Genomic DNA, 25,126 nt, shown 5'->3' with positions numbered 1-25,126 from the left:
GTTTTCCTTAAGCTATCGCCCTGGCAATCAACACCACGATCATGGCGCCGACTGTGGCGTGAATGATCTGCACGACCAATGCATTTTCAATGCCAAGCGATATTCCCAGCGCGTTGAACAGAAACCCGCCCACGAACGCGCCGATGATGCCACTGAGCAGGCAGCGTATCAATCCGCTTCCGCCGACGACCAAGCTTGCGAGGAAGCCCGCCACGAGTCCGATCAGGAGGAAGACAAGCAATGCCTGTATCTCCATAGACATGATGATTTCCTTTCGTTGTTTCCACCTTCGGATAGAGGGCGGAAAGGGAAATTATCAGGCGTTCAACACCCGTCCGTAAGCGTCCAGCACAGCTTCCTTCATCGATTCGGAGACGGTCGGATGCGGGAAGATCGTGTGCATCAGTTCTTCCTCGGTCGTCTCGAGGTTCATCGCGACGACGAAGCCCTGGATCAGTTCGGTTACCTCAGCGCCAACCATATGCGCTCCGAGGAGTTCGCCGGTCTTCTTGTCGAAGATCACCTTGCAGAGGCCCTGGTCCTCGCCAAGCGCGATCGCCTTGCCGTTTGCGGCGAAAGAGAAGCGGCCAACGCGGATGTCGCGGCCCAGTTCCTTGGCCTTGGCTTCCGTCAGGCCAACAGAGGCGACCTGCGGCTGGCAGTAGGTGCAGCCCGGAACCTTGCCCTTGTCGGTCGGATGAACATTCGGCAAGCCGGCGAGCTTTTCGACGCAGACAACGCCCTCATGTTCGGCCTTGTGGGCCAGCATCGGCGGGCCGGCGACATCGCCAATCGCGTAGATGCCCGGAACGTTGGTCTTGCCATAGCCGTCGATTACCACGCAGCCGCGATCCGTCTTCACGCCCAGTGTTTCGAGACCGAGATTCTCGATATTGCCCTGCACGCCGACGGCCGAGATCATGCGGTCCGCAGTGATCTGCTGGATCTTGCCGTCAGCCGTCTCGACATGGGCCGTTATGCTGCCGGCTCCCTTCTCGACCTTCGCCACCTTGGCGCTCGTGAAGATCTTCATGCCGCGCTTTTCCAGCTGTTTGCGGGCGATGGCGGTCACTTCCGCATCCTCGACCGGCATGATCGTCGGCAGGACTTCGACGACGGTCACATCGACACCCATCGAGCGGTAGAAGCTCGCAAATTCGATGCCGATGGCGCCAGAACCCATGACGATCAGGGACTTTGGCAAGACATCCGGCTTCAGCGCTTCGAAATAGGTCCAGATAAGCTTGCCGTCCGGCTCGATGCCCGGCAGCGCGCGCGGACGGGCGCCGGTCGCAATAATGATATGCTTGGCGGTGTAAGTGCCTTCCTGGCTCTTGATGTTCTTCGGCAGCGGATGCTGCGGCTCAACAACCGGCTTGGAGGACTTGGAGACGACGATCTCACCGGGCTTGGTGATCTTGGCTTCGCCCCAGATCACATCCACCTTGTTTTTCTTCATCAGAAAGCCGACGCCGCCATTGAGGCGTGCGGAAACGCCGCGCGAACGGCCAACAACCGCCTTTAAATCGGCACTGACCTTGCCTTCGAGAATGAGGCCGTAATCCTTCAAATGATTGGAATGGTCGAGAATTTCGGCGGAGCGCAGCAACGCCTTGGTGGGAATGCAGCCCCAGTTCAGGCAGATGCCGCCCAGGTGCTCGCGTTCGACGATCGCGGTCTTCAGACCAAGCTGGCCGGCACGCACGGCGGCGACATAGCCGCCCGGACCGGAGCCGATGATGATGACGTCGTAATTCTCAGCCATGTTTTCCTGCCCTTTTTATCCGGCGAGGCGGGTCAAAAGCACCCACTCGTGTTTCCTGCTGTCTTCGAAAAGCGCCACGGCTTCAGCGCGGGCGGCTTGCGAAAATCCATTCTTCTCGTACAGCGCGAGCGCTGCCTCATTATCACTTGCGGTGATCAGGCTGACGGCCCGGTCTCCCGCTTTCTCGATCTGGTCGCCCAGCAATCGCATCCCGATGCCGATGCCGCGCAGATGGCGATAGACGGCCAGCGTGCCGATGAACCAGTTTCCAGCCGCCTGCTTCTGTAGCGCTATTACAGGCTCCAGCGCCGGACGATCCGTCGCGAGCGCTCTGATCTCTTCGCCAAGCTGATAGCCCACCGCCGTTCCGGCAACCTCGCCATAAGCCTCGGCAATCACTGCACTCTCCCAATTGCCCCAAGCGCCGTCACGGCTCATCTTCATCCGGCCGCGCTCCAGCGGCGTGTCGGCGCTGCTGCCCGCCATCTCCGCCAACCAAAGCCAAGAAGCAAAGCCGTGCGAGCCAATGTCCACGAGGATGGCAAGCTCCGCCGCGTCCCGCCGTTCTGCCGGCCGCAGCGCGGCGAAAGAGGCCATGTTCAGAGCCCCAGCATCATCCGAACTGTCGATTCCAGCCCGCGCCCGAGAGCGCGGGTATTTTCCGCATCGAGATGGATGCCGTCGATCGGCGTCGTCTTCGCGACGGAGTTGCCGTCGAAGAAACCGCAGCCGAGTTCATCGGCAAGGTCACGGTAAAGGGTTGCAAGTTTTGCCGATTCCTCGATCCCGCCCGGGAACGAAGCGGCAAAAGGCACGTTACCCGTCTCGCAGATCGCCGGCGGTGCTATGATCAGGATGTCGGGCCCATCGAATTCGAAGGGCCAGGCATGATTGCGGATCAGGCGCACCAGACGGCCGATGCCCTGGCAGGCGGCAAAAGCCGATCCCGCCACGACCGACTTCATGTCGTTGGTTCCGAGCATGATGATGACGAGATCAAGCGGCGCATGCGTCTGCAGGATCGTCGGCAGGACGCGTGCACCGTTGCGGTCGCAATCGGCGAGATGGTCGTCGAAAGCGGTCGTCCGGCCATTCAAGCCTTCCGGAATGACATGCGCCGCATTGCCAAGCGCTGCCTGCAGCACGCATGGCCAGCGGTCCTCATAGGCATGCCGACCCAGCGAAACCGGATCGTAGCCCCAGGTCAGCGAGTCGCCATAGCAAAGAACGGTCTTCGTCATTTCCGTCTCCGCTCAATGATCAGACAAGCATGCTCATCGGGTTTTCGATATAGCCCTTGAAGGCCTGCAGCAACTCGGCGCCGAGCGCACCGTCGACGCAACGGTGGTCGGTCGAAAGCGTGACGCTCATCACGGTGGCGATCGCCATTTCGCCCTTTTTTACGATGACGCGCTGCTCGCCGGCGCCGACCGCAAGGATCGTCGCATGCGGCGGGTTGACGACGGCTGCGAAGTCCTTCACCCCCATCATGCCCATGTTCGAGACCGAAGTCGTGCCGCCCTGGTATTCCTCAGGTTTCAGCTTGCGGTCCTTGGCGCGCTTGCCGAGATCACGCATCTCGTTGGAGATGACGGACAGCGTCTTTCCTTCAGCCTTGCGGACGATCGGGGTGATCAGCCCGCCCGGAATGGAGACGGCGACGCCGACATCGGCATGCTTGTGCTTGACCATGTTGTTTTCCGTCCAGGACACATTCGCGTCCGGAACGTCTCGCAACGCGAGCGCCAACGCCTTGATGACCATGTCGTTGACAGACAGCTTGTAGGCGGGAGCATTATCCTTGCGTGGGGCCGAATCGTTGAGCTGGGCACGAAGCGCCAGCAGCGCGTCCAGTTCGCAATCGACGGTGACGTAGAAATGCGGGATGGTCTGCTTGGATTCCACCAGGCGGCGGGCAATCGTCTTGCGCATGCCGTCATGCGCCACCAGCTCGTAGGAACCTGGCTCGAAGAGCTTGAGAACAGCCTCTTCCGGTGCACCCTTGGCCGGAGCCGGGGCCGCGGCAGCCTGCTGCGCCACAGCAACGGGAGCCGCTTTAACGCCGCCATCGGCGACGGCGGCCTCGACATCGCTCTTAACCACACGGCCGCGCGGGCCGGAACCGGCAATTGCGGAAAGATCTATACCGGCTTCCTTGGCCAGACGCCGCGCGAGTGGCGAGGAGAAGGTGCGCGTGCCGCCCTCGTCCTTCGGGGCGGCCTGCAGCGCCACCTCAGCATTCGGGCTCACATTGGCATTTGCGGCAAGCGGGGCAGCGGTAGGCGCGCCACCTTTGCCAACTTCATCGCGAGGAGCCGAAGCGGCCGAACCCGCGCTGCTTGCAGCCGCAGCAACGTCCTCGCCTTCGCCGGCAAGAACCGCGATCAGCGCGTTGACCTTAACGCCTTCCGTACCCGCCGGAACCACGATCTTGGCAATCGTGCCCTCATCGACGGCTTCGACTTCCATTGTCGCCTTGTCTGTCTCGATCTCGGCGATCACATCGCCGGACTTGACGGCGTCGCCTTCCCTGACCAGCCACTTGGCCAGATTGCCTTCTTCCATCGTCGGAGAAAGGGCTGGCATCGTGATGTTGATAGGCATCGAAATACCCTCCCCTTGTTATTTGTAGCAAACGGCCTTCACCGCATCGACGACTTCGCCGACGTTCGGCAGAGCCAGCTTCTCGAGGTTGGCGGCATAGGGCATTGGAACGTCCTTTCCGGCAATCGTCAGGATCGGTGCATCGAGATAGTCGAAGGCCTGCTGCATGACGCGGGTGGCGATTTCTGTGCCGACGGACGACTGGGGATATCCTTCCTCGACGGTGACCAGGCGTCCCGTCTTCTTCACCGATTCAATGACGGTCGGCAGATCCATCGGTCGGATGGTGCGAAGGTCGATCAGTTCGATGTCGATGCCGAGTTTTTCGAGTTCGGCGGCCGCCTTCGTGGCATAGGTCATGCCAATGCCCCATGAAACGACCGTCGCATCCTTGCCGGGACGGTGGATTCGGGCCTTGCCGATCGGCAGAACGAAGTTATCGAGCTTCGGCACGTCGAAGTGCTGGCCGTAAAGGATTTCGTTCTCGAGGAAGATGACGGGGTTCGGATCGCGGATGGCGGCCTTTAGCAGGCCCTTGGCGTCCGATGCCGTGTACGGCATGACAACCTTGAGGCCCGGAATGCTCGAGTACCAGGCGGCGTAGTCCTGGCTGTGCTGGGCGGCAACGCGGGCAGCCGCGCCGTTCGGGCCGCGAAAGACCATCGGTGCGCCCATCTGGCCACCAGACATGTAGAGTGTCTTGGCGGCGGAATTGATGATCTGGTCTATCGCCTGCATGGCGAAGTTGAACGTCATGAATTCGACGATCGGCCGTAGGCCGGCCATCGCAGCGCCGACGCCGACGCCGGCAAAGCCGTGCTCGGTGATCGGGGTATCGACCACGCGGCGCGGGCCGAACTCCTGCAAGAGGCCCTGGGTTACCTTGTAGGCGCCCTGATATTCGGCAACTTCCTCGCCCATGACGAAGACGCTCTCGTCGGCGCGCATTTCTTCGGCCATGGCGTCGCGAAGCGCTTCGCGAACGGTCGTCGACACCATCTCGGTGCCCGTCGGGATTTCCGGATCGGTTGGAACGAAAGCCTTGGGCTCTGCCGGAACGGGCGCCTGGGTGGCCGGCTTTTCCTCGGCCTGGGGAGCCGGAGCCGGCGGTGCGGCGGGAGCAGCCGTGGAGATGTCCGAGGCCGATTCGCCGTCCTGCAGCAGCACGGCGATCTTGGCGTTCACCTTGACGTTTTCGGTACCGGCCGGGACCAGGAGCTTGCCGATCACGCCCTCGTCGACGGCTTCGACCTCCATCGTCGCCTTGTCGGTTTCGATTTCGGCGATGACGTCACCGGAAGCAACCTTGTCGCCTTCCTTCTTGAGCCATTTGGACAGCGTGCCTTCTTCCATCGTCGGAGAGAGGGCGGGCATGAGGATATCGATAGGCATGGGTTCCCTCCCCGATTATAGCAGAATGTCGGTGTAGAGCTCGGATACATCCGGCTCCGGATCGGCCTGGGCGAAATCGGCGCTGTCGGCGACGATATCACGCACGTCCTTGTCGATGGACTTCAGGTCTTCTTCCGACGCCCAGCCCTTCTCGATGAGGCGCAGGCGCACCTGCTCGATCGGATCGGATTCGGAGCGCATCTTCTGGACTTCGTCCTTCGAACGATACTTCGCCGGGTCGGACATCGAATGGCCGCGATAGCGATAGGTCAGCATTTCGAGGATCATCGGACCCTTGCCGGAACGGCAGTACTCGATCGCTTCGTCGGCAGCAGCCTTGACGGCGCGCACGTCCATGCCGTCCACCTGCATGCCCGGAATGCCGAAGGACACGCCCCGCTTGGAAAAATCAGCCTGCGCGGTCGCGCGGGCGGTCGAGGTGCCCATGGCGTAGCGGTTATTCTCTATCACGTAGATGACGGGCAGCTTCCAGAGCTGCGCCATGTTGAAGCTTTCGTAGACCTGACCCTGGTTGGCCGCTCCGTCTCCGAAATAGGCGACGCTGACATTGTCATTGCCGCGATATCTGTTGGCGAAGGCGAGTCCGGTACCGAGCGAAACCTGGGCGCCGACGATGCCGTGGCCGCCGTAGAAATGCTTTTCCTTGGAGAACATGTGCATGGAGCCGCCCTTCCCCTTGGAATAGCCCCCTCTGCGTCCCGTCAGTTCCGCCATCACGCCGCGCGCGCTCATGCCGGTCGCCAGCATATGGCCGTGATCGCGGTAGCCGGTGATGACCTGGTCGCCTTCCTTGAGCGCGAACTGCATGCCGACGACAACGGCTTCCTGGCCGATATAAAGGTGACAGAAACCGCCGATGAAGCCCATGCCGTACAGCTGGCCTGCCTTTTCCTCGAAACGCCGTATGAGCAGCATTTCGCGATAGGCCTTAAGTTCGGTATCACGGTCGAAATCGGCGATAGCCGCGCCATTCGATTGCTTGCTCTGAGGTTTTGCGCTGGTTTTGCGGCTGGAAACGGTCGCGGTCTTTCGCGGCGCCATTCAACCCTCCCTATGGGTTTGTCGTTTCTTAGGTGGCGCGTACCATAGGGAAGAAATTTAGCCACAGCAATGCCATAAATGCATGGCACGTATTCTAGTTTAAATTATTGATAAAGCTACATAAACACCAATTAACCGATTTCTGGTTAATTGGTGTAGGAGTTGAATATGACGATTTCGTCGGCCCGCGACATGTTCAATTGGTAGCGGGCTTTTTCGTCCAGCATGTCCTTGTCGAGCGAGCCATCACTCAACAGCGCGACTTGCTGTTCCAGATGTTCGCGTTTCTCCTTCAAGACCGCAAGCTCACGTTCACGCGCAGTCCGGCGCTTCTCGAAGCCTTCCGTGGCCCGCAGACCATAGTCTCCGTGAATGCAGTGATAACCGAAATAGGAGAGAAAAGCGACCGTCATGGCCGGAATGACGAACCGGCCGATCTTTCTCTTCTTATGATGCTTTGTCCACATACCCGCACGTGCTCTGAAACGCATTACCTTTATGGGAGCTTACGCATGAGAGATTAACCGTCCGTTGACTGTGAAATCAGATCGACAAAAAACCCGCGCCGGTGAAGCGCGGGTTTCAAGCATCTGATTTTTAAGGGCTTTCAGCCGCGGATAATCGAGCGTCCAGCGTAGCGAGCCTGCGGACCAAGGCCCTCCTCGATGCGGATCAGCTGGTTGTACTTCGCCAGACGATCGGAGCGCGACAGCGACCCGGTCTTGATCTGACCGCAATTGGTCGCGACGGCGAGATCGGCGATCGTAGAGTCTTCGGTCTCGCCCGAGCGGTGCGACATGACGGCGGTATAGGCTGCCTTGTGGGCGGTGTTGACGGCGTCGAGCGTTTCGGTCAGCGATCCGATCTGGTTGACCTTCACGAGGATCGAGTTGGCGACACCCATGCGGATACCGTCGCGCAGGCGCTCCGAGTTCGTGACGAAAAGATCGTCGCCCACCAACTGCACCGTCTTGCCTGCAAGATCAGTCAGGGCCTTCCAGCCGTCCCAGTCGTCTTCAGCCATGCCGTCTTCGATCGAGATGATCGGGTACTTGCCGGCGAGATCGGCGAGGTATTCAGCCATGGCGCCCGATTCAAGCGTGCGGCCCTCTCCTTCCAGCACATACTTGCCGTCCTTGAAGAATTCCGTCGAAGCGCAATCGAGACCGAGGTAGATGTCATCGCCCGGCTTGTAGCCGGCTTTCTCGATCGACTTCATGATGAAGTCGAGCGCTTCGGGCGCGCTCTTCAAGCCCGGTGCAAAGCCGCCCTCGTCGCCAACATTGGTGTTGTGCCCCTGGGCAGAGAGCTCCTTCTTGAGGACGTGGAAGACTTCCGAGCCCATGCGAACCGCTTCGCGGATCGAATCGGCGCCGACCGGCATGATCATGAATTCCTGGAAGTCGATTGGATTGTCGGCATGCGCGCCGCCGTTGATGATGTTCATCATCGGAACCGGCAGCAGATGCGCGCTGGCACCGCCAACATATCGATAGAGCGGCAGGCCGGCGGCCTGGGCGGCGGCCTTGGCGACGGCAAGCGATACGCCGAGGATGGCATTGGCGCCGAGGCGAGACTTGTTCGGCGTGCCGTCCAGTTCGATCATGATGTTGTCGATCTGGATCTGGTTCTCGGCATCGATGCCGCCGATCGAGTCGAAGATTTCCGTGTTGGCAGCCTCGACGGCCTTTTCAACACCCTTGCCGAGATAGCGCTTGCCGCCGTCGCGAACTTCGACGGCCTCATGCGCACCGGTCGAGGCGCCGGACGGCACAGCCGCACGGCCCATACTGCCGTCTTCGAGATAGACATCGACTTCAACGGTCGGATTGCCACGGCTGTCGAGAATCTCGCGGGCGATAATGTCGGTAATTGCAGTCATGATCTCTTCCTGCTCGGTGGGTGATAATTCGTTCGAAGCCTGTTTAATCGAAGGCACGCAAATTACAATGCCACACCGACGACACACGGCATGGCATGGCCTATCGCCCGAATATGTCAGGCTTTTGAAGAAGCCGTTCGCCACCTGATCGATCCCTGCCGGCCGCGGCTTTTGGGCCCCTCACACTTTCGATGCGGCTGTAAATTTATCGGTCGGTAACCAATCAATATTACAATTATACCCAGTGAGGAAATACTGCCCAGGTCTTTGGCTAGTAGTATTGCATGATGCGCTTCCTCGCGCGGTCCAAATCCGCCTGATTATACGAAACCTTCAGGGTTTCAGGTCACTGGCAAATTCCAGAACAATTCAAACGAACAGCATCTGTTTTCTGTTTCAATTCAGGGGGCGCAGGATGAAACTCAATATTGCACGCAGCCTTGCTATATTCGCGATGGTCGTCGCCGCGGGATTGATCGCTTCCATCGGCATACAGAACTACGCCTTCAACAAGCTGCGGGTAAACGGCGAGATGTACAAGCAAATCATCTATGGCAAAGATCTCGTCGCCGATATTCTGCCGCCGCCCCTCTACCTCGTTGAATCTTGCATGCTCGCGCTCGAAGCGGTGCAGCGCCCCGACGTTGCCAGGAAGAACGTCGAGCGAATCGGAAATGTCTGAAAGCCCGCCTACGAGGACCGCCGCAAATATTGGCTGGCGACCGCCCTCAGCTCGGAACTTAAGCAGAAGCTCCTTAGCGATGTCCTTGTCAAAGGCGGCGTGTTCTGGAAGGTGATTGAGGACGAACTTGCGCCCGCCATCGTCAAGAATGACTCCGCAGTCATTCCGGCGTCCTTCGAAAGGCTTGCGACGAATTTTCATATCCATGAAAACGCCGTCAACGAACTAGTCGATATGGCGAACGCTTTCCTGGCATCCGCTGAAGGGGACGCCGCCGAACAGACACGCATCCTTTCGGCACTCACGCTCGCAGCTGCCGCAGTCTCGCTTTGCCTGCTTCTTGGCGGCCTTTACGTCTTTCGCCGCCGCGCCATCGTGCCGCTCTCGGCAATGCGCGACTATATGGCGATCCTTGCGGGCGGCGACTACTCGAAGGATGTGCCCTTCAGCCGCCGGGCCGACGAGATCGGGGAGATGGCACGCGCCGTCACCGTCTTCCGCCAATCCGCCGAAGAGCGGAACAATATCCGTGCTCGCCAGGATGCCGAGCGTCAGGCCCAACTGCAGCGCGATGCGGCGCTTGCCGCTGCCAAGGCAGACGAGGAAGCCGTCCGCGAGGGCGTCATCGCCAGCCTGAGCCGCGGTCTGGAACGCCTCTCGCGCGGCGATCTCACGGTCCAGCTTAGCGAGCCTTTCGACGCAACCTACGAAAAGCTGCGCGAGCAGTTCAATTCGAGCGTTCGCACGCTTTCCGAAGCGATGAAGGAAATCTCGAGCGTGACGAATGTAGTGAGGACCGCCTCCGGCGAAAGCACAGACGATCTGGCCCGGCGAACCGAGCATCAAGCCGCCTCGCTGGAGCAGGCGGCCTCGGCGCTCGACCAGATCACGGTCACCGTCAAGAACTCGTCGGAACGCGCCAATGAAGCGAACGTGATGATGACGGCGACGAAGGAAAGCGCCAGCTACTCGGCAACCGTCGTGCACGAGGCGGTCGCTGCGATGGAGAAGATCGAGACCTCGTCCGCGCAGATCGGCGAGATCATCAACGTTATCGACGAAATCGCCTTCCAGACCAACCTGCTCGCGCTCAATGCCGGCGTGGAAGCCGCCCGCGCGGGCGAGGCCGGAAAAGGTTTTGCGGTCGTTGCGCAGGAAGTGCGTGACCTTGCTGGCCGCTCCGCCAATCTCGCAAAGGAAATCAAGCAGTTGATCGAGACGTCCTCCAGCCAGGTTTCGGCCGGCGTCGCCTTGGTCAGCCGCACCGGTGAAGCGCTCAGCAATATCGATCGGCAGGTTCTGAAGGTCACCGCGCTAATCGAGTCGATCGTGCGTTCCTCTGGCGAACAAACGACCGCTCTCCTGGAAATCAACGCCGCCGTCAATACTATGGACAGCGTCACGCAGCAGAACGCGGCGATGGTTGAACAGACAAGTGCCGCCTGCCGCGAGCTCGGTGACGAGGCGATACACCTCAATCACCTGCTGGCCCGTTTCCTTCTCGAGGACGCAACGGCGTCCGCTCCAACGCGGCCGTACCCAAGCGAAAGGATGGCGCTCGCCCGTTGACTGCGGGCAGCTTCGGCCAGTATCACGCCGCCTTGGCGACGGCGTCGAGAGCCAGAAGCTTTACCAGAAGCCGAGGCATGTCGTTCAAATACACCATGTTGGGGCCGTCGCAGGGGGCATTGTCCGGGTCCTCGTGGGTCTCGATGAAGACACCTGCAACGCCGACTGCAACGGCTGCCCGCGCCAGCGTCTCGACGAACTGCCGCTGCCCGCCCGAGGTCGTGCCCTGGCCGCCGGGCTGCTGTACGGAATGTGTCGCATCGAAAATGACCGGAGCTCCCATTGCCGCCATGATCGGCAGCGCGCGCATGTCGGAGACCAACGTGTTGTAACCGAAGGATGCGCCACGCTCACAAAGCAGAACGTTCGGGTTGCCGCTCTGATTCAGCTTGGCAAGAACATTGTTCATGTCCCAGGGAGCGAGAAACTGGCCCTTCTTGACGTTGATGATACGGCCGGTCTTCGCAGCCGCCACAAGCAAGTCCGTCTGACGCGAGAGGAAGGCCGGGATCTGCAGAATGTCCACGACCTCGGCGACCAGCGCACATTGCTCTTGCGAATGGATATCTGTCAGAACCGGAATGCCGAGTTCCTTCTTGAGGTCGGCGAAGACTTCCAAGCCCTTCTCCAGCCCGATGCCGCGTTTGCTCGACAGCGATGAGCGGTTCGCCTTGTCGAAGGAGGTCTTGTAGACGAGCCCGACGCCGAGCTTGCCGCAAAGCTCCTTGAGCGTGCCTGCGACCATGAAGGCATGGTCGCGGCTCTCCATTTCGCATGCCCCTGCGATCAGCGACAGCTTGCCACTGTTGGAAAATACCACGCGGCCGGCACCTTCGCCGACTGCGACTTCTGAATTCGTATTGCTCATCGGGTCTCCTCGAAGGCGAAGATCGCACCTTGGCCGGGCGCAGGCTTCACCAGAACTCTGTTGTTCTTGCGTGTATAGGGCATCCCGTTATCAGCCAAAAGCGCTTCTGTCACGGCAAGATCGGTGGTGCGGAAAACGATAGCGCTGCCTCTCAGCCCCTTATCCACGGTTAACGGCGCCGAATCGAAATAAGCCTCCATCCCTTCCGGCGACAGCACACTGATCCTGGCATTCGCTGCTGCGATCGCAACCCCGAACGGGGTCCGCCCGATTTCCGTCGTAGACAGGGCCAACTGAAGGAACGAGCCGTAGGCTTCAGGCTCGGGGGCGCTTAGCACGATCTCCGAGATGCCGGTTGCACCATTCGCATGCTTTTCCAGCGCACTGCGATCGGCCGGAAAGGCATTGATGCGCTGGCAGTCAAAGAGGAAGAAATCCGGCGCCCGAAGATCGGCGGCAAAGGCAAGCTTGAAAGTGCCTGTCGATTGCGAGCCGTCCGGCATCTTGATCTGGCGCGAAAACTCCAGCATCGCGCCGCCGCTCTTTCTCGCACGCACGAAATGGGCATGATCGGCGTCCGCGTCCTCGGTGCTGAATGCTGCCGCAGAGAATCCGTCATTGCCGCACCGGAAACGAAATGCCTGGTCGCGCGCCACAAAGACGTTTCCGTGCCGCACTGATTCTTCACATTCTTTCGCATTCGCGACGCCAAGAGGCTCGAGATAGGTCTTGTCGGCGAAGTAAACGCAAGCATTCACCGTGCCGAAAGGATGACGGCCCTCGGCGGCAACCGTGAACCCCAATCGTCCCAGCCGCTCGCGCGCGAGATCGATGTTGGTGACCGGTAGAACAACATGATCCAACGGATGCAGCATGGCATAAGGTCTCCGTTTCCCTGTGATGAAGATGTGTGCCGCTCTGTGGTCAATGCAAGCTGAAAGCGCTTGCCCGGCAAACAAAAGTTTCGGAAAAAGAACGCAGTTGAGACGAAGTTTTACGAAAATTTAGGCACTTGCGGAACACATATGGAACATATAGTGTCCGTTCTGGCTTTGTTTCACGAATCTGAGGTTAAACTTCGATGCTGACACGCAAACAACAGGAGCTTCTCCTCTTCATTCATGAGCGTATGAAGGAATCCGGCGTTCCGCCATCCTTCGACGAGATGAAGGATGCGCTGGATCTGGCGTCAAAGTCCGGCATCCACCGACTGATTACCGCTCTCGAAGAGCGCGGTTTCATTCGTCGCCTACCGAACCGCGCCCGCGCCCTGGAAGTGATCAAACTACCGGAAGCCTATAGTCCGAGCATCCAGCCCCGCCGCGGCTTTTCGCCGAGCGTCATCCAGGGCAGCCTCGGCAAGCCGCAACCTGCGGCCGTTGCGCCGAAACCGGCGAACGAAGACCATAACAGCTCCATTTCGGTTCCCGTCATGGGCCGCATTGCCGCAGGCGTGCCGATCTCGGCGATCCAGAACAACACCCACGACATCAACGTTCCGGCCGATATGCTCGGTACCGGCGAACACTACGCACTTGAGGTCAAGGGCGATTCGATGATCGATGCTGGTATCTTCGATGGCGACACGGTCATCATCCGCAATACCAGCACCGCCAGTCCCGGCGACATTGTCGTGGCACTTGTCGATGACGAGGAAGCGACGTTGAAGCGGTTCCGCCGCAAGGGTGCATCCATCGCGCTTGAGGCGGCGAATCCGGCCTACGAGACGCGCATCTTCGGACCCGATCGCGTCAAGGTTCAGGGTAAGCTCGTCGGCCTAATCCGCCGCTACCATTGACCGGCAGCGCGTAGTCGCGAAAGGCGTCGCCGCGTCTCGTGGTGGCGGGTCCAGGGCGATCGCGCTTCGCCAAGGCGTTGTCCAAAGGGCGGTTCGACGGCACGGGTTTTCCGTAAGGTTTTTCACCCGCAAGAAGGATTGCGCCGGATCGGCAGGCGCTGTTCCGCGCACGCGGGATCCATGCGCGGTTTTTCTGGCCTGGAAGCGGCGATCGGTTCGCGGCGGCTCGGAGGTTTCGCTGCATCTTCGGTCAGTGCCCATGGCCATGCTCAGTGTTTTGACCTGAGCGACCGCGGCCGTGAAGCACTGCGTGCTGGCTGCAGGGATATGCAAGCCTTCGCTGCAGCGCTGGTGACCGGACCAGCGCCGGCGATCTTAAAGAAGCGCTCCACCAACCTGGTCTTGCTCCATATGATCGCTATTTCCGAGCTCAACGTGGTTGTTTGTCGGATTGTCGCTCGGCCTCAGCCTTTTCCGCGCGTGCCCTGAGCTTATCCGACTAAAAAGACAGCGCCGCAGGCGCGCTCCTCCTTCATCATTATCATGCCTGCATGATCATACCTGCATGCGTGATTGCCAGCCTGCCATGCCCTGCCTTGGGAGGGTTTCGCACCTGTGATCGCGATAGCAAGGACCGTATCTTATTGGAGCGACGATGCCGCAGCGGACAGGCTGCGTGGGTCACACCTGCCGGCTGCATGTATCGGCTACTTCTTGAAGCCGTAAGCGCCTCCTTGGTCGCCATTTACCGCCCCCTCGAGGGACCTCGCAATGCCGCCACAATGGCTGATCGGTGGCGCTATTGGCAGGCGAGAGCCCTGTGTTTTCCGAAGGCTTCTCCCGTATTCCAAAAGCGCAAAGAGCAGGATGGCACTACATGCCGGCGATATTTTGCGAAAGCCGATTTTGCAGCTCGCTCGTTTTCAACTCAAGGCATGCACCAAGGGCTCGCCACCCTGGAATACAACCTAAATGCAGCCCTGCGAGCGTCTCAACAGCAATAATCGATTGAAAAAAGACAAAAAAATCGGATTACAAAAAGCCGAATTAAATCATTGGCTTCCGCTATGCGCCTCCGACATCGCAGGAGTGTCTAAAAGTTGATACTGCAATGCACAAAATGGCGCCACGGTAACTTGGCATTGGCGCCGTGATCATATAGCTATCGGAGAGGACGCTTAACCCTATGGCGCTTTTATGGCGCCGCCGCCAGTTTGGAGGATCAGCATGACGGATCAAAGCGCAACAATCAAAATCGGCGACAGAACCGCCAATCTTTCCGTGAAAAGCGGAACGATCGGTCCGGATGTCATCGATATTGGTGCACTCTATAAAAACACCGGTTCCTTCACGTACGATCCTGGTTTCACCTCGACCGCTTCCTGTGAATCGAAGATCACCTATATCGACGGCGATGAAGGCATCCTGCTGCATCGCGGCTACCCGATCGAGCAGCTTGCCGAACATGGCGACTTCCTGGAAGTCTGCTATCTGTTGCTTTACGGCGAATTGCCGACGGCTGCTCAGAAGAAGGATTTCGACTACCGCGTCACGCATCACACCATGGTGCACGAGCAGATGTCTCGCTTCTTCACCGGCTTCCGTCGCGACGCCCATCCGATGGCCGTCATGTGCGGCTGTGTCGGCGCTCTGTCTGCATTCTACCACGACTCGACAGACATCACCGATCCGCACCAGCGCATGGTTGCAAGCTTGCGCATGATCGCCAAGATGCCGACTATCGCGGCCATGGCCTACAAATACTATATCGGCCAGCCTTTCGTTTATCCGAAGAACGATCTCGACTACGCCTCGAACTTCCTGCGGATGTGCTTCGCCGTTCCGTGCGAGGAATATGTCGTGAACCCGGTCCTCTCGCGGGCCATGGACCGTATCTTCATCCTGCACGCCGATCACGAGCAGAACGCCTCGACCTCCACAGTTCGTCTCGCCGGCTCTTCGGGCGCTAACCCGTTCGCCTGCATCGCGGCCGGCATTGCCTGCCTCTGGGGCCCGGCTCATGGCGGTGCCAACGAGGCGGCGCTCAACATGCTTTCGGAAATCGGCTCGGTCGAGCGCATTCCGGAATATATTGCCCGCGCCAAGGACAAGAATGACCCGTTCCGCCTGATGGGCTTCGGTCACCGCGTATACAAGAACTACGATCCGCGCGCCAAGATCATGCAGAAGACGACGCATGAGGTTCTCGCCGAACTCGGCCACAAGGACGATCCGCTTCTCGAAGTTGCGATGGAGCTGGAACGCATTGCTCTGACCGACGAATACTTCATCGAAAAGAAGCTCTACCCCAACATCGACTTCTATTCCGGCATCACGCTGAAGGCGCTGGGCTTCCCCACGACGATGTTCACGGTCCTCTTTGCGCTGGCCCGCACGGTCGGCTGGATCGCCCAGTGGAACGAAATGATCGAGGATCCGCAGCAGCGCATCGGCCGTCCGCGCCAGCTCTATATCGGCGAACCGCTGCGCGACTACGTTCCGGTTTCAAAGCGCTAAGCCGCTCTCGCCCGGAAAGAAACCCGGTCAGAGACGGCCGGGTTTTTTCTTGTCCAGAATGTCGAGAATGATATCCGCCGCTTTCTCGCCAGGCGGCTTTTCCGTCTGCATGCGGTTCCAGACAAGTTCGAAACCTTCGAGCATTGCGCGCCGCTGGAGCGTGTCGCTGGAAAGGCGCTCCATCCAGCGCGCTAGGCTTGCACCACGAACGACCTCGTTGATATATTCTGGGACGACGGCATAGTCGGCGATCAGGTTCGGGATTGCGCCGGTCCACGTCTTGATGCGCCGCGTCATCATCGTGATAATCCAGTCTGTCTTATAGACTGAGACCGTCGGCACGCCTGTAAGCGCAAGCTCGAGAATGACGGTCCCCGAAGCAGCCATTGCCGCATCGGCCTGCGCGAAAGCCCGCCATTTCTGTTCATTGCCCGTCAGGATCTCGGGTTTCGTTTCCCAGTCCTTCACCAAGTCGCGAACCATTGATTCCCTGCGGCTCACGGTCGGCATGAGAAACCGCATTGTGCCGCCGCGGGCGACGAGCTCGTTGACGGCATCGCGAAAATGGGGAAGCAGTTTTGTGATCTCCGACGGGCGCGAGCCTGGGAGCAGCATGATCGTTTTCCTGCCCTCCGCGTCGGTCTTGAGCTTTTCTGACCTGCCATGCCTGGCGGCAATCAAATCCGCATCCGCCGTCAGCCGGTGGCCGACATAAGTCGTCTGCGGTCCGCCGAGTTGCTCCATCACCGCGGGCTCGAACGGCAGAACGGCCAGGACATGATCGACATAGCCGAGCATCTGCTGGGCGCGGTATTCCTTCCACGCCCAAACGCTGGGACAGACGTAATTGACGACCGGCAGTCCTGGCAGGGCTTGGCGGACGCGTTTGGCAACGCGATGAGTGAAATCCGGGCTGTCGATGACGACCAGAATATCGGGCTTTGCCGCAATGATTGCAGCCGTCGTCTGCCTGATGCGGGCGACGAGCTTCGGCAATTTTTTGAGCACCTGCGTGATGCCCATGATCGAAAGCTCGGAAAAATCGAAGAGCGATTTCAGCCCCTGTGCCTCGAGCGCGTCGCCGCCGACGCCGACAAGTTCAATGCCGGCATGCCTCCGTTTCAGTGCATCCACGAGATCGGCTCCGAGAAGATCTCCGGAAACCTCGCCTGCCACGATCGCGATCTTCATCGCAGCCCCCAAGACGGCAGGCCGCGATCGAGCCCGCAGACAAAGAGCCCGGCTTCGTCGGCTGCCTTCATAACAGCCTGGCGGTCCAGCACGAGAGCACGTCCCGCCTCGATTGCGATTCCTGCCAAGCCCGCCGCCTTGGCATTCATCACCGTGGATAGGCCGATCGATGGAAGATCGGCGCGGACATCCTGCTGCGGCTTGCAGAGCTTGACCAGCACGCCACGGCGGCGCGGCGATATACGCCCGGCGGCACGCAGCGATGCGACGCGCTCAAGCATGCCGTCGGTCCCTTCCGCGCCTTCGAGCGCCACGATGCGCCCGCCGACGGAGACTGCCCCTTGCCCGATATCGAGAGCACCCAGCGCTTCGGCGGCGGCTGCCCCCTTCAGTATATCGATCTTGTCCTCATTACCCGGCGACATAGCGCCGATCGGCCCGACAGCCGCCAGCAGGTCGGGGGCAATATCCTGCGCGCCGACGACGCGCCGTCCGTCATCCTCAATGAGCTTGATGACCATCTGCAACACCGTATTGTCACCGCCCGAAAGCAGCGTACGCACCACACCCGGCATCTTTGCGACCGTCCGCCAGGTCGGTCGCACTTCGCGCCATTCGGGGCGGCGGCGAACGCCGCCGGACATGACGACGCGAGTGATGTTGTTGCGCTTGAAAATTTCTGCCAGCGCCGACAAATCACCGACACCTATGACTGCATGGTCGTAGCCCTCCCATGACCGGTCGAGCTCGCCCTTCAGTGAAATGACGAATGGATCCTCGCCAGCTGCCCGTGCCGCCTCGGCGACATAAGACGGCAGAAGACCGTTTCCCGCAATGATCGCCAGACGGCCTTTGTCGGTATCACCGGCGGGAGACAAGGTCAGCCTTTCTGCCCTCGCGTCGGCGACGACAACGCGCGGTCGCTTTCTGCGGCAATGAAATCAAGGATTTGCATCACCGGCTCGCAATCGGCATATTCGTTGCGGATTGCTGCCGCGTTGTCACGGATCGAGCCTGATCCTTCAAAAATCGCCTTGTAAGCGCGCCGCACCGTATGAATGACAGCGCGATCAATCCCGGCGCGCGTCATGCCGACAACGTTGAGACCACCCAGCAATCCAGGATTTCCATTGAGCATCCCGTACGGAATGACATCGTAGCTCACAGCAGAAAGGCCGCCGACGAAGGCTTGGCGGCCGACCCGCGTAAACTGATGCACGGCCGATCCGCCGCCGAGAATGACGCGATCCTCGATCGTCACATGCCCCGCGAGCATGACATTGTTGGACATGATGACGTGATTGCCGACACGGCAGTCATGGGCGACATGGGAATTGGCGAGAAACAGGTTGTTGTCGCCGACGATTGTCTTGCCGCCGAAATCGGCGGTGCCGGTATTCATCGTCACGCCTTCGCGGATCGTGCAGTTCTCGCCCACCGTCAGCGTCGTCTCCTCGCCGCCATGGTGCACGCTCTGGGGGTCGCCGCCGATGACCGCCATGGGGAAAATCCGGGTGCCTTTGCCGATCTCGGTTCTGCCGGTGACCACGACATGCGCCAGCAGTTCGGCATTGTCATGGAGAACAACCTTCGGGCCGACATGGCAAAACGGACCGACGGTCACGCCTTCGCCGATGACCGCGCCGTCCTCGACAACGGCCATGGCATGGATGCGGGCGCTCCCTGCTATCGTGCTCATGCCTCGTCCTTACGAAGAATCATCGCGCCGATATCGGCTTCCGCAGCCAATGCGCCGTCGACCTTGGCGTCGCAATGGAACTTCCAGATATTGCCGCGCTGCTTCTGCTTCTTCACATGAAATTCGACCCTATCGCCGGGGATGACAGGCTTGCGAAAACGTGCGTTGTCGATGGTCATGAAGTAGACGAGGTTACCGCTCGTTCCATCCTTGCGCGCGCAGATCGCACCCGCCGTCTGCGCCATACCTTCGATCAGCAGCACACCCGGCATGATCGGCGACTCGGGAAAGTGACCGGTGAAATGAGGCTCGTTGGCAGTGACGTTCTTGATGCCGATCGCGGAATCATCGCCATCGATCTCAATAATTCGATCGACCAGCAAGAACGGATAACGATGCGGCAGAAGTTTCATGATCTCCATGATATCTGCCGAAGCAAGCGTCTCCTTGACCCCTTCAGTCATTCTTGATCTCCCGTTTTATGAGCCCGAGCGTTCGCGCGCGCCATGATCTCGGCCGACTCTCGAAGAAAATCCTTTACCGGACGTGCCGGAATGCCGCCATAACGCTCGCCGGCAGGAATGCTCTGAATGACGCCGCTCTTTGCCGCGATCTGTACGCCATCGCCGATCGTAATATGGCCATTAATACCTGTCTGGCCGCCGATCTGCACACCGTTTCCAATAACCGCACTGCCGGCGATGCCGACCTGAGAAACGATCGCGCAATGACGCCCAATCCTGACGTTGTGGCCTATCTGTACCTGGTTGTCGATCTTTGTACCCTCGCCGACGACCGTGTCGTCCATCGTGCCGCGATCGATTGTCGTGTTCGCGCCGATCTCGACGTTGTCCTGGATGATGACCCGGCCGATCTGAACGATCTTGACCATGCCTCTGGAGCCTGGCGCATAGCCAAAGCCATCCTGGCCAATACGCACACCGTTGTGGACGATCACGCCATTGCCCAAGAGCGCGCATATCACGCTGGCACCGCCGGCAATCGTGCAATCGCGACCAATCTTGACACCCGGACCGATAAGCGCGCCGGCGCCGATCCGTGTTCCCTGACCGATTTCCGCATTCGCGCCGATGATAGCCAAAGGCTCGACGATCACGCCCGGTTCCAGCCGCGCTGTCGGATCGACAACCGCAGTCGCTGCGATCTCTGCCGGCGAAGACATTGTTGCCAGCGGCCTTAGTGCAGCCGGATGGAGATATCCGCCTGCCATCGCAAACGCGGCATGGGGATTCTTCGCCAAGAGAACGGGAATATGAGGAGGTACCGCCGATCTTATCGCGGGCTCGCAAAGAACTGCCGACGCCTGACAGGTCTCAAGCTCCGCACGGCTCCTGCGTGAAATGATGTAGCAAAGATCACCCGCCTTCGCACGGCTGACCGGTGACACCGAGCGGATGAGGATGTCGCCATTTACGGGATCGGCAAGTTCCGCCCCGAGATACTGCGCCAACTCGGAAAGTTTGACGCCGTCGCGGGGCGGAAAGAAATTGTTCTGCTCCACCGGCAAAGCTCCAGTTTTCGATTCTGGATTGCCGATATCAGAATTGGTTGTTGATGCCAAACTTGAAGTACTGCGTTTGGTCGTAATCTTCCTTCACGACCGGAATCGCGTAGTCGACGCGCAGCGCGCCGAATGGCGACTGCCAGACAAGGCCGATACCGACGGACGCACGAAGCTCCGCGCTATCGCCTCTCACGAATTCCGGCGAACTCACGTCAACATCATTTCCGAACAATGTACCCGCATCAGCAAAGACCGCGCCACGAAGGCCAAAGTCCCGCGGGAAGCCGGGCATCGGGAAGGTTGCCTCCGCCGAGACGGTAAAATAAGTCGTTCCTCCGAGTGGATCATCCGGCCCGCCGCCAACGCGAGGGCCGATACCCTTGTTCTCGAAGCCGCGGATGTCGTTGTTGCCCAATGTGAACTGGTCGAAGATGTTCAGGTCTTTGCCGAGACCGACAACGTGGCCCGCGCCTGCCGCAACAGACCCGATGATATCGGCATCGTCAGCAAGTAGATGATAGTAACGCGCCTTCCCGTAGATCTTGTAGAACTGAGAGTCGCCTCCCAAGCCGGCAATTTCCTGCGTCAAGGTCGCATATATACCCTCGCGCGGGAGCGTCATGTCATCGAGCGTGTTATAGGTCAACGTATTGGAAATCGATGAACGGATCCATGGTCCATCGTTCACGAGATCCTGATAGGGTGTCGAAAGATCGGACAGATCGCTGCCGTCGGCATCGTACTCCATCCGCTTGAAGTTGTAGCGGAACGTCGTCGCGAGATCCTCGGTGATCGGCGCCGTCGCGCGAAGCACGACGCTATCTTCCGTGTAGTCGTAATTGTCGTTGCTCGAGGTTTCGCTGTGATTGAGGTCGAAACCGGTCGCAAGGCGATAACCGAGGAAGTAGGGCTCGGTGAAGCTCAAACCATAACTCTGCGAGCCTTCGACACCGCCACCGGCAGAAACCCTGATATACTGGCCACGACCCAGGAAGTTCTTTTCTTCGATGGACGCTTCCAGGATCAGACCGTCGCCGCCTGCCGCGTAACCGGCACCGATCCCGAACGAACCCGTCGACTGATCCTGAACATCGACGATGACAACGACGCGGTCAGGCGAGCTGCCCGGCGCGGTCGAGATGTTCACCGACGAGAAGAAGCCAAGCGCTTCGAGGCGGCGCTTCGCCTTGGTGACCATCTGTTGATTGAAGGCGTCGCCTTCGCTCATGTCGAACTCGCGGCGGATGACGTAGTCGCGCGTGCGGCTGTTGCCGCGGATCTCGATGCGCTCGATGTAGGCACGCTCGCCCTGATCGACGAGATACTCGACACCGATCGTATTGTTGCCGAGGTCGCGGTTACCGCGCGGCGTCACGCGGGCGAACGGATAGCCCGCCGAAGCAACCTGATCCGAAATGGCCTCCATGGACCTCTGGACGTCCTTGGCGCTATAGACTTCGCCTTCACGCGTCTCCACCAGGCCTTGAAGCTGCTCGCCGGTTACGCCTTCGACGGTCGACTGCACGGTTACCGGACCGAAGTCGTAACGTGGACCTTCCTCGATATTGAATGTCAGCGTGTACTTGTTCGTGGATTCATCAAAAACAGCATCTGACGAGATGATCTTGAAGTCGGCATAGCCGCGATTGAAATAGAACTGGCGCAGCGCCTCTTCGTCGGCATGCAGGCGATCTTCACTGTACACGTCCTTGCGGGTCAGGAACGAGAGGAAGTTCGAGCGCTTGGTGCTGATGACGGCAGCCAGACGATTGGTGCTGTAGGCATTGTTGCCTACGAAATTGATGGCTGCGATCTTCGTGCGGTCGCCTTCATCGATGACGAAAGCAAGATTGACGCGGCCCTCGCCTAGCGGAACGACTTGCGTCGTGACCTGCACTTCGCTGCGGCCCGTTGCCGCGTAGGCTTCCTTGATCGCCGCGATATCTGCCTGGATGAGCGCATCGTTGTAGGGACCGGAGGCGTGCGTCTGTACAACCGAGGCCAGTTTGTCATCCTTGACCTTGCGATTGCCGTTGAAAACGACCTGATTGACGAGCTGCGCTTCCTCGACCGTCACGACCAGCGTGCTGCCGGAGACGGAGATTTTGACATCGGAGAAATATCCGGTGCCGTAGAGCTGCTTTACGGAGTCATCGATGTCGGTATTGGAGAAGTTACGGCCTGGGGCGATTGTGAGATTCGACCGGACTGCCTCGGCGCCGACGCGGCTCGCTCCACGCACATCGATCCGCTGAATAACTGCTGCTTCAGCGGACGTCACAGAGACGATTGTAATTGCGCCTGCGCCCGAAGCAACGATACCTGCAGACAGCGCAACCGCCGATACTGCGTTCAAAAATCTTGAACCAGCCTTCATTTCACCCATTACCTTTTTTCTCGTCCCCGTCGCCAGGCGAACCCGATTCCGGCACGTGTGTCGTTTTACCCGCTTTTGCCCTACAAGCAAGGCAGCAAGTTAATTTCTGTTTACTTCATTTCGAAGCGTGACCCATTCGCCACTACAGCTTTGAAACATCGTAAATAAACGGTAATTTCCCCTCACCCGGCGCATTAACCTATCAACGCGCTGATGTCATTCCAGGTCGCAAAAACCATCAGTGAAAGGACCATAGCCAGACCAATACGAAATGCAATTTCCTGGGCCGACGCCCCCAAGGGTTTTCCCCTCACCGCCTCAATCGCATAGAACATCAAATGCCCGCCATCAAGTACCGGAACAGGCATCAAATTCAGTAATCCGATGGAAACGGACAACACCGCGGCAAGCTGAAGCAGGGCTGCAACACCGAGCGTTGCCATCTGGCCGGACGCCTGGGCCACACGGATCGGCCCGCCGAGCTGATCGGGCTTCATGTAGCCCGCGAAAAGATTGCCGATATATTTGAAAGTCCCGGTGACGATATGCCAGGTTTGAACGCAGCCTTCCTCCAGGGCTGCAAGCGGCGTATATGTCTGCACGCGGAAATGGCCGACCTCCTGGTTCGTCACGATGCCGATCAGGCCGATCTCCATCTTGTTGCCGAACTGGTCCGTCATGTCGGTGCGCTTCGGCACCATCGGCAGATCCATCTTCTCGCCGTTCCGCTCGATGGTAACGACGATCCTTTGTTCCGGGCGAACGCTTACATAGCGGCGCACATCGTCGAACGTATCGACCTTCCCGCCGTCGATGGCTATCAGCAGGTCACCGGGCAGGATTCCTGCTTCGGCGGCAGCGCTCTCCGGCTTCACTTCGGCGACGACCGGATCGGCGATCGAGCGGCCGTAGATCGAGAACAGAACCGCAAAGATTATGATCGCAAGCAGAAAGTTGGCGATGGGACCTGCCGCCACCGTCGCTGCCCGCTTCCAGAGCTTCGCGCCGGCAAATGAGCGCGCCCTATCTGCTTCCGACATCGATTCGAGCTTATCCATGTCCGGCTTGCTCGAAGCATCCTCGTCGCCGAAGAAGCGTACATAGCCACCAAGCGGGATCGCCGAAATCTTCCAGCGCGTTCCATGCCGATCGGTAAAGCCCGCAAGTTCTGGTCCAAAGCCGACAGAAAAAGCGAGCACGCGGATGCCGCTCCAGCGGCCGACCAGATAGTGGCCCATCTCGTGCACGAAAACGAGCAACGAGAGGACCAGAACGAACGGGATGATATAGCCCGTCAGAAAGCCGAATATACCGGTCATGCCTTCCATAAATCCTTCCGCTGCGCCCAGCGCAGATATCATAACCCGAACAAAGCGGCGCCCAGTGGCGCCATGCCGTCACCCTTTATCAGGGAAAATAATGTCGCGAGCAAGAAGGCTGCAAAACAAGCGAATATCAGCCCGTCGACGCGATCCATCACCCCACCGTGTCCCGGAATGAGATGGCTGGAATCCTTCACGCCGAAGCGCCGCTTGATGAAGGATTCGAAGAGATCGCCTGCCTGGCTGCAGACGGAAAGAATGAAGGCGACGGCCGCCGCCATCAGCCAGTCAGCCTCGGGAATGAGGAAATAGGCGATCACACTGCCCGCAACCACAGCCGAAACTGCGCCGCCCAAAGCACCAGATTGGGTCTTTCCCGGCGAGATCTTCGGTGCGAGCTTTGGTCCACCGACTGCTCGGCCGACGAAATAGGCAAGGATATCGGTTGCCCAGACCACTGCGAAGACAAAAAGCATGGCTTGCAGCCCTGCAGCATCCCCGCCCCGGATTTCGGCAAGCGCGATGCCGGTCAACCCGGCATAGACGATGCCTGCCGGAAACCAGCGGCTGGCGCTCTGCGCCGCCACGAAGCCGATAGCAATCGCAAGAAAGAAGACAAGCAGGCTCAATGCAAAATCGAAGCGTCCAAGCAGGATTGCCGCCGCGATGGCCACCTGCCCCACCCAGCCTGCAGCGTTTGCGACGGGCTGTTCGGTTTGCAGCCGCGTGATCGTCGACCACTCATAGTAGATAAGCAGGCCAATCACCACCGAGAGCAGGCGGAAGGCAAAGCCGCCGTACCAGGTCGCCGCGAGCGCGATGATCGCCAGAACAACGCCGGAGATAATGCGGAGTTTCAGTTCCTGCTGCATC

Annotated in this window: 21 protein-coding genes and 1 pseudogene; 3 read left to right on the top strand and 19 right to left on the bottom strand. The window is 59.4% G+C overall.

What is annotated here, in order from left to right; translation table 11 throughout:
* Positions 1-7: 7 nt before the first annotated feature.
* The 9 genes from AM571_RS09575 to eno all read right to left on the bottom strand — a co-directional run bounded on the left by AM571_RS09575 (position 8) and on the right by eno (position 8,705).
* On the bottom strand, positions 8-262 hold the full coding sequence (locus AM571_RS09575) for a GlsB/YeaQ/YmgE family stress response membrane protein (RefSeq protein WP_074061197.1): 255 nt from the start codon (positions 260-262) through the stop codon (positions 8-10).
* Between the two features lie 54 nt (positions 263-316).
* Positions 317-1,765 (bottom strand): dihydrolipoyl dehydrogenase, encoded by a 1,449-nt coding sequence (lpdA, locus tag AM571_RS09570; protein WP_074061196.1) that lies wholly within the window; start codon positions 1,763-1,765, stop codon positions 317-319.
* Between the two features lie 15 nt (positions 1,766-1,780).
* Positions 1,781-2,362: a GNAT family N-acetyltransferase gene (locus tag AM571_RS09565; protein ID WP_074061195.1), complete on the bottom strand. Its 582-nt coding sequence runs from the start codon at positions 2,360-2,362 to the stop codon at positions 1,781-1,783.
* Positions 2,363-2,364: 2 nt separating this feature from the next.
* Entirely contained in the window at positions 2,365-3,006 is a 642-nt protein-coding gene (locus AM571_RS09560; protein WP_074061194.1) for an SGNH/GDSL hydrolase family protein, read from the bottom strand.
* A gap of 19 nt (positions 3,007-3,025) precedes the next feature.
* Entirely contained in the window at positions 3,026-4,369 is a 1,344-nt protein-coding gene (locus AM571_RS09555; protein ID WP_074061193.1) for a pyruvate dehydrogenase complex dihydrolipoamide acetyltransferase, read from the bottom strand.
* 18 nt (positions 4,370-4,387) lie between these two features.
* Complete coding sequence (locus AM571_RS09550; RefSeq protein ID WP_074061192.1) at positions 4,388-5,761, bottom strand: pyruvate dehydrogenase complex E1 component subunit beta; 1,374 nt, start codon at positions 5,759-5,761, stop codon at positions 4,388-4,390.
* A 15-nt stretch (positions 5,762-5,776) separates the two neighbouring features.
* Entirely contained in the window at positions 5,777-6,823 is a 1,047-nt protein-coding gene (pdhA, locus tag AM571_RS09545; protein WP_074061191.1) for a pyruvate dehydrogenase (acetyl-transferring) E1 component subunit alpha, read from the bottom strand.
* A 146-nt stretch (positions 6,824-6,969) separates the two neighbouring features.
* Positions 6,970-7,290, bottom strand: a complete 321-nt coding sequence (locus AM571_RS09540) for an FtsB family cell division protein (protein WP_074061190.1) — start codon at positions 7,288-7,290, stop codon at positions 6,970-6,972.
* 140 nt (positions 7,291-7,430) lie between these two features.
* The gene (eno, locus tag AM571_RS09535; RefSeq protein ID WP_074061189.1) at positions 7,431-8,705 is read right to left on the bottom strand and encodes a phosphopyruvate hydratase; all 1,275 of its coding nucleotides are present in this window, start codon (positions 8,703-8,705) and stop codon (positions 7,431-7,433) included.
* A gap of 415 nt (positions 8,706-9,120) precedes the next feature.
* Between eno and AM571_RS09530 the strand changes: the two are divergent.
* Positions 9,121-10,956 (top strand): annotated as a pseudogene (locus AM571_RS09530) (methyl-accepting chemotaxis protein).
* Between the two features lie 22 nt (positions 10,957-10,978).
* Here the strand turns inward: AM571_RS09530 and kdsA are convergent.
* Both kdsA and AM571_RS09520 read right to left on the bottom strand, forming a co-directional pair.
* Entirely contained in the window at positions 10,979-11,824 is an 846-nt protein-coding gene (gene kdsA / locus AM571_RS09525) for a 3-deoxy-8-phosphooctulonate synthase (protein ID WP_074061188.1), read from the bottom strand.
* Positions 11,821-12,699, bottom strand: coding sequence for a VOC family protein (locus AM571_RS09520; RefSeq protein ID WP_074061187.1), 879 nt, complete (start codon positions 12,697-12,699; stop codon positions 11,821-11,823). The genes kdsA and AM571_RS09520 overlap by 4 nt, the downstream gene beginning before the upstream one ends.
* 206 nt (positions 12,700-12,905) lie before the next feature.
* Between AM571_RS09520 and lexA the strand changes: the two genes are divergently transcribed.
* Both lexA and gltA read left to right on the top strand, forming a co-directional pair.
* Entirely contained in the window at positions 12,906-13,622 is a 717-nt protein-coding gene (gene lexA / locus AM571_RS09515) for a transcriptional repressor LexA (RefSeq protein WP_074061186.1), read from the top strand.
* 1,227 nt (positions 13,623-14,849) lie between these two features.
* Positions 14,850-16,139 carry a citrate synthase gene (gene gltA / locus AM571_RS09505; protein WP_074061184.1) on the top strand — a complete coding sequence of 430 codons (1,290 nt, stop codon included), beginning with the start codon at positions 14,850-14,852 and terminating at the stop codon, positions 16,137-16,139.
* Positions 16,140-16,166: 27 nt separating this feature from the next.
* On the opposite strand, the gene lpxB is transcribed toward gltA, so the two are convergent.
* The 8 genes from lpxB to AM571_RS09465 form a co-directional block, all read right to left on the bottom strand.
* On the bottom strand, positions 16,167-17,330 hold the full coding sequence (gene lpxB / locus AM571_RS09500) for a lipid-A-disaccharide synthase (RefSeq protein ID WP_074061183.1): 1,164 nt from the start codon (positions 17,328-17,330) through the stop codon (positions 16,167-16,169).
* Positions 17,327-18,208, bottom strand: coding sequence for an LpxI family protein (locus tag AM571_RS09495; RefSeq protein WP_074061182.1), 882 nt, complete (start codon positions 18,206-18,208; stop codon positions 17,327-17,329). The genes lpxB and AM571_RS09495 overlap by 4 nt, the downstream gene beginning before the upstream one ends.
* Before the next feature lie 2 nt (positions 18,209-18,210).
* A complete protein-coding gene (gene lpxA / locus AM571_RS09490; RefSeq protein WP_074061181.1) occupies positions 18,211-19,029 on the bottom strand; it encodes an acyl-ACP--UDP-N-acetylglucosamine O-acyltransferase in 819 nt (272 codons plus the stop codon).
* Entirely contained in the window at positions 19,026-19,493 is a 468-nt protein-coding gene (gene fabZ, locus AM571_RS09485) for a 3-hydroxyacyl-ACP dehydratase FabZ (protein ID WP_022715492.1), read from the bottom strand. The genes lpxA and fabZ overlap by 4 nt, the downstream gene beginning before the upstream one ends.
* Positions 19,490-20,551 carry a UDP-3-O-(3-hydroxymyristoyl)glucosamine N-acyltransferase gene (gene lpxD / locus AM571_RS09480; RefSeq protein ID WP_074063150.1) on the bottom strand — a complete coding sequence of 354 codons (1,062 nt, stop codon included), beginning with the start codon at positions 20,549-20,551 and terminating at the stop codon, positions 19,490-19,492. Before lpxD ends, fabZ begins: the two co-directional genes overlap by 4 nt.
* Positions 20,552-20,588: 37 nt before the next feature.
* The gene (gene bamA / locus AM571_RS09475) at positions 20,589-22,931 is read right to left on the bottom strand and encodes an outer membrane protein assembly factor BamA (protein ID WP_074063149.1); all 2,343 of its coding nucleotides are present in this window, start codon (positions 22,929-22,931) and stop codon (positions 20,589-20,591) included.
* Positions 22,932-23,125: 194 nt separating this feature from the next.
* On the bottom strand, positions 23,126-24,259 hold the full coding sequence (gene rseP, locus AM571_RS09470) for an RIP metalloprotease RseP (protein ID WP_074061180.1): 1,134 nt from the start codon (positions 24,257-24,259) through the stop codon (positions 23,126-23,128).
* Between the two features lie 29 nt (positions 24,260-24,288).
* The gene (locus AM571_RS09465; RefSeq protein WP_074061179.1) at positions 24,289-25,125 is read right to left on the bottom strand and encodes a phosphatidate cytidylyltransferase; all 837 of its coding nucleotides are present in this window, start codon (positions 25,123-25,125) and stop codon (positions 24,289-24,291) included.
* Position 25,126 lies beyond the last annotated feature (1 nt).

It is taken from the genome of Rhizobium etli 8C-3, assembly GCF_001908375.1.
In the GTDB taxonomy this organism is placed as follows: Bacteria; Pseudomonadota; Alphaproteobacteria; order Rhizobiales; family Rhizobiaceae; genus Rhizobium; species Rhizobium etli_B.
Note: the sequence above shows the minus strand (reverse complement) of the source record. Positions and strands in the feature narration are given on the sequence as shown.

Bases quoted from the DNA above. Each gene is read 5' to 3' on its own strand.
- AM571_RS09575 (WP_074061197.1), bottom strand. From the start codon at position 262: ATGTCTATGGAGATACAGGCATTGCTTGTCTTCCTCCTGATCGGACTC.
- lpdA (WP_074061196.1), bottom strand. From the start codon at position 1,765: ATGGCTGAGAATTACGACGTCATCATCATCGGCTCCGGTCCGGGCGGC.
- AM571_RS09565 (WP_074061195.1), bottom strand. From the start codon at position 2,362: ATGGCCTCTTTCGCCGCGCTGCGGCCGGCAGAACGGCGGGACGCGGCG.
- AM571_RS09560 (WP_074061194.1), bottom strand. From the start codon at position 3,006: ATGACGAAGACCGTTCTTTGCTATGGCGACTCGCTGACCTGGGGCTAC.
- AM571_RS09555 (WP_074061193.1), bottom strand. From the start codon at position 4,369: ATGCCTATCAACATCACGATGCCAGCCCTTTCTCCGACGATGGAAGAA.
- AM571_RS09550 (WP_074061192.1), bottom strand. From the start codon at position 5,761: ATGCCTATCGATATCCTCATGCCCGCCCTCTCTCCGACGATGGAAGAA.
- pdhA (WP_074061191.1), bottom strand. From the start codon at position 6,823: ATGGCGCCGCGAAAGACCGCGACCGTTTCCAGCCGCAAAACCAGCGCA.
- AM571_RS09540 (WP_074061190.1), bottom strand. From the start codon at position 7,290: ATGTGGACAAAGCATCATAAGAAGAGAAAGATCGGCCGGTTCGTCATT.
- eno (WP_074061189.1), bottom strand. From the start codon at position 8,705: ATGACTGCAATTACCGACATTATCGCCCGCGAGATTCTCGACAGCCGT.
- kdsA (WP_074061188.1), bottom strand. From the start codon at position 11,824: ATGAGCAATACGAATTCAGAAGTCGCAGTCGGCGAAGGTGCCGGCCGC.
- AM571_RS09520 (WP_074061187.1), bottom strand. From the start codon at position 12,699: ATGCTGCATCCGTTGGATCATGTTGTTCTACCGGTCACCAACATCGAT.
- lexA (WP_074061186.1), top strand. From the start codon at position 12,906: ATGCTGACACGCAAACAACAGGAGCTTCTCCTCTTCATTCATGAGCGT.
- gltA (WP_074061184.1), top strand. From the start codon at position 14,850: ATGACGGATCAAAGCGCAACAATCAAAATCGGCGACAGAACCGCCAAT.
- lpxB (WP_074061183.1), bottom strand. From the start codon at position 17,330: ATGAAGATCGCGATCGTGGCAGGCGAGGTTTCCGGAGATCTTCTCGGA.
- lpxA (WP_074061181.1), bottom strand. From the start codon at position 19,029: ATGAGCACGATAGCAGGGAGCGCCCGCATCCATGCCATGGCCGTTGTC.
- fabZ (WP_022715492.1), bottom strand. From the start codon at position 19,493: ATGACTGAAGGGGTCAAGGAGACGCTTGCTTCGGCAGATATCATGGAG.
- bamA (WP_074063149.1), bottom strand. From the start codon at position 22,931: ATGAAGGCTGGTTCAAGATTTTTGAACGCAGTATCGGCGGTTGCGCTG.
- rseP (WP_074061180.1), bottom strand. From the start codon at position 24,259: ATGGAAGGCATGACCGGTATATTCGGCTTTCTGACGGGCTATATCATC.
- AM571_RS09465 (WP_074061179.1), bottom strand. From the start codon at position 25,125: ATGCAGCAGGAACTGAAACTCCGCATTATCTCCGGCGTTGTTCTGGCG.